Origin of the sequence: Yinghuangia sp. YIM S10712 (assembly GCF_051388935.1) — a bacterium.
Lineage (GTDB): Bacteria > Actinomycetota > Actinomycetes > Streptomycetales > Streptomycetaceae > Yinghuangia.
Genome location: NZ_JBPKBI010000061.1, coordinates 1 through 3,554 on the forward strand (window position 1 = coordinate 1; position 3,554 = coordinate 3,554).

Sequence of the window (3,554 nt, forward strand, 5' to 3'; positions counted from 1 at the left end):
CCCAAGTAGCACGGGGCCCGAGAAATCCCGTGTGAATCTGGCGGGACCACCCGCTAAGCCTAAATATTCCCTGATGACCGATAGCGGACTAGTACCGTGAGGGAAAGGTGAAAAGTACCCCGGGAGGGGAGTGAAATAGTACCTGAAACCGTGTGCCTACAAGCCGTGGGAGCGTCGCCATCTGCGTTTAGTCGTGGGTGGTCGTGACTGCGTGCCTTTTGAAGAATGAGCCTGCGAGTTTGCGGTGTGTGGCGAGGTTAACCCGTGTGGGGTAGCCGTAGCGAAAGCGAGTCCGAATAGGGCGACTGAGTCGCGCGCCCAAGACCCGAAGCGGAGTGATCTAGCCATGGGCAGGGTGAAGCGGAGGTAAGACTTCGTGGAGGCCCGAACCCACCAGGGTTGAAAACCTGGGGGATGACCTGTGGTTAGGGGTGAAAGGCCAATCAAACTCCGTGATAGCTGGTTCTCCCCGAAATGCATTTAGGTGCAGCGTCGTGTGTTTCTTGCCGGAGGTAGAGCACTGGATGGTTGATGGGCCTTACCGGGTTACTGAGATCAGCCAAACTCCGAATGCCGGTAAGTGAGAGCGCGGCAGTGAGACTGCGGGGGATAAGCTCCGTGGTCGAGAGGGAAACAGCCCAGAGCACCGACTAAGGCCCCCAAGCGTGCGCTAAGTGGGAAAGGATGTGGAGTCGCAGAGACAACCAGGAGGTTGGCTTAGAAGCAGCCACCCTTGAAAGAGTGCGTAATAGCTCACTGGTCAAGTGATTCCGCGCCGATAATGTAGCGGGGCTCAAGCGCACCGCCGAAGTCGTGTCAGTGACACAGTCGCCTAGCCTTCGTGGTTCAGGTGTGTTGCTGGGTAGGGGAGCGTCGTGCAGCGGGTGAAGCCGCGGTGGAAGCCAGTGGTGGATGCTGCACGAGTGAGAATGCAGGCATGAGTAGCGAATCACACGTGAGNNNGTGACACAGTCGCCTAGCCTTCGTGGTTCAGGTGTGTTGCTGGGTAGGGGAGCGTCGTGCAGCGGGTGAAGCCGCGGTGGAAGCCAGTGGTGGATGCTGCACGAGTGAGAATGCAGGCATGAGTAGCGAATCACACGTGAGAAACGTGTGCGCCGGATGACCAAGGGTTCCTGGGGCAGGCTAATCCGCCCAGGGTAAGTCGGGACCTAAGGCGAGGCCGACAGGCGTAGTCGATGGACAACGGGTTGATATTCCCGTACCCGCTACGATGCGCCAGCGCTGAACCTCGTGATGCTAAGGCCGTGAAGCGCCCCTTGGAGTCTTCGGACGAAGAGGGATCGTGGAGCCGCCGGCCCAAGCGGGTAGTAGGTGAGCGATGGGGTGACGCAGGAAGGTAGTCCAGCCCGGGCGGTGGTTGTCCCGGGGTAAGGGTGTAGGGCGTGGTGTAGGCAAATCCGCACCACTTGTGCCTGAGACCTGATGCCGACCCGATTGAGGGGAAGTGGATGATCCTATGCTGTCGAGAAAAGCCTCTAGCGANACGTCGGGTAGGCAAATCCGCCCGGCATATGAGTCTGAGACCTGATGCCGACCCGATTGAGGGGAAGTGGATGATCCTATGCTGTCGAGAAAAGCCTCTAGCGAGTGTCGTGGCGGCCCGTACCCTAAACCGACTCAGGTGGTCAGGTAGAGAATACCGAGGCGTTCGGGTGAACTGTGGTCAAGGAACTCGGCAAAATGCCCCCGTAACTTCGGGAGAAGGGGGGCCAGTCCTGGTGATCCGTTTTACACGGTGAGCTGGGGGTGGCCGCAGAGACCAGCGAGAAGCGACTGTTTACTAAAAACACAGGTCCGTGCGAAGTCGTAAGACGATGTATACGGACTGACGCCTGCCCGGTGCTGGAACGTTAAGGGGACCGGTTAGTCCGTTAGGGCGAAGCTGAGAACTTAAGCGCCAGTAAACGGCGGTGGTAACTATAACCATCCTAAGGTAGCGAAATTCCTTGTCGGNGAAGACTTGCTCTTCGAGCTGGGGGTGGCCGCAGAGACCAGCGAGAAGCGACTGTTTACTAAAAACACAGGTCCGTGCGAAGTCGTAAGACGATGTATACGGACTGACGCCTGCCCGGTGCTGGAACGTTAAGGGGACCGGTTAGTCCGTTAGGGCGAAGCTGAGAACTTAAGCGCCAGTAAACGGCGGTGGTAACTATAACCATCCTAAGGTAGCGAAATTCCTTGTCGGGTAAGTTCNGTAAGACGATGTATACGGACTGACGCCTGCCCGGTGCTGGAACGTTAAGGGGACCGGTTAGTCCGTTAGGGCGAAGCTGAGAACTTAAGCGCCAGTAAACGGCGGTGGTAACTATAACCATCCTAAGGTAGCGAAATTCCTTGTCGGGTAAGTTCCGACCTGCACGAATGGCGTAACGACTTCTCGACTGTCTCGACCACAGGCCCGGTGAAATTGCACTACGAGTAAAGATGCTCGTTTCGCGCAGCAGGACGGAAAGACCCCGGGACCTTTACTACAGCTTGATATTGGTGTTCGGTTCGGCTTGTGTAGGATAGGTGGGAGCCGGTGATCCCGTGACGCCAGTCACGTGGGGAGGCGTCGTTGAAATACCACTCTGGTCGTGCTGGATGTCTAACCTGGGTCCGTGATCCGGATCAGGGACAGTGTCTGGTGGGTAGTTTAACTGGGGCGGTTGCCTCCTAAAGGGTAACGGAGGCGCCCAAAGGTTCCCTCAGCCTGGTTGGCAATCAGGTGTCGAGTGTAAGTGCACAAGGGAGCTTGACTGTGAGACCGACGGGTCGAGCAGGTGCGAAAGCAGGGACTAGTGATCCGGCGGTGGCTTGTGGAAGCGCCGTCGCTCAACGGATAAAAGGTACCCCGGGGATAACAGGCTGATCTTCCCCAAGAGTCCATATCGACGGGATGGTTTGGCACCTCGATGTCGGCTCGTCGCATCCTGGGGCTGGAGTAGGTCCCAAGGGTTGGGCTGTTCGCCCATTAAAGCGGTACGCGAGCTGGGTTTAGAACGTCGTGAGACAGTTCGGTCCCTATCCGCTGTGCGCGTAGGAGTCTTGAGAAGGGCTGTCCCTAGTACGAGAGGACCGGGATGGACGAACCTCTGGTGTGCCAGTTGTTCTGCCAAGGGCATGGCTGGTTGGCTACGTTCGGGAGGGATAACCGCTGAAAGCATCTAAGCGGGAAGCCTGCTTCGAGATGAGGGCTCCCACAGGGTTGACCTGGTAAGGCTCCCGGTAGACGACCGGGTTGATAGGCCGGATGTGGAAGCGCAGTAATGTGTGGAGCTGACCGGTACTAATAGGCCGAGGACTTGTCCTCAGGTGCTCGCGTTCATTGTGTGGTTCCCGGACCGCGACTGGTTTCGGTGGATCATGGTTTGACAATTCGATTGGTGGATTGTCGGGCATGCGGCCGTTGGGTTGTTGTGTTCGATGGTTTTCCGGTGGTTTTGGCGAAGAGGAAACGCCCGGTTCCATTCCGAACCCGGAAGCTAAGCTCTTCAGCGCCGATGGTACTGCACTCGAAGGGGTGTGGGAGAGTAGGACGCCGCCGGAATTAT

The 3,554-nt window shown here is 57.6% G+C and carries 2 rRNA genes; both read left to right on the forward strand.

Features of this window, described 5'->3' with window-relative positions:
- Positions 1 to 3,313, forward strand: a 23S ribosomal RNA gene (locus tag ACRX5W_RS33155); the annotation flags it as partial.
- 120 nt (positions 3,314 to 3,433) lie between these two features.
- A 5S ribosomal RNA gene (rrf, locus tag ACRX5W_RS33160) occupies positions 3,434 to 3,550 on the forward strand.
- Positions 3,551 to 3,554: the final 4 nt, after the last annotated feature.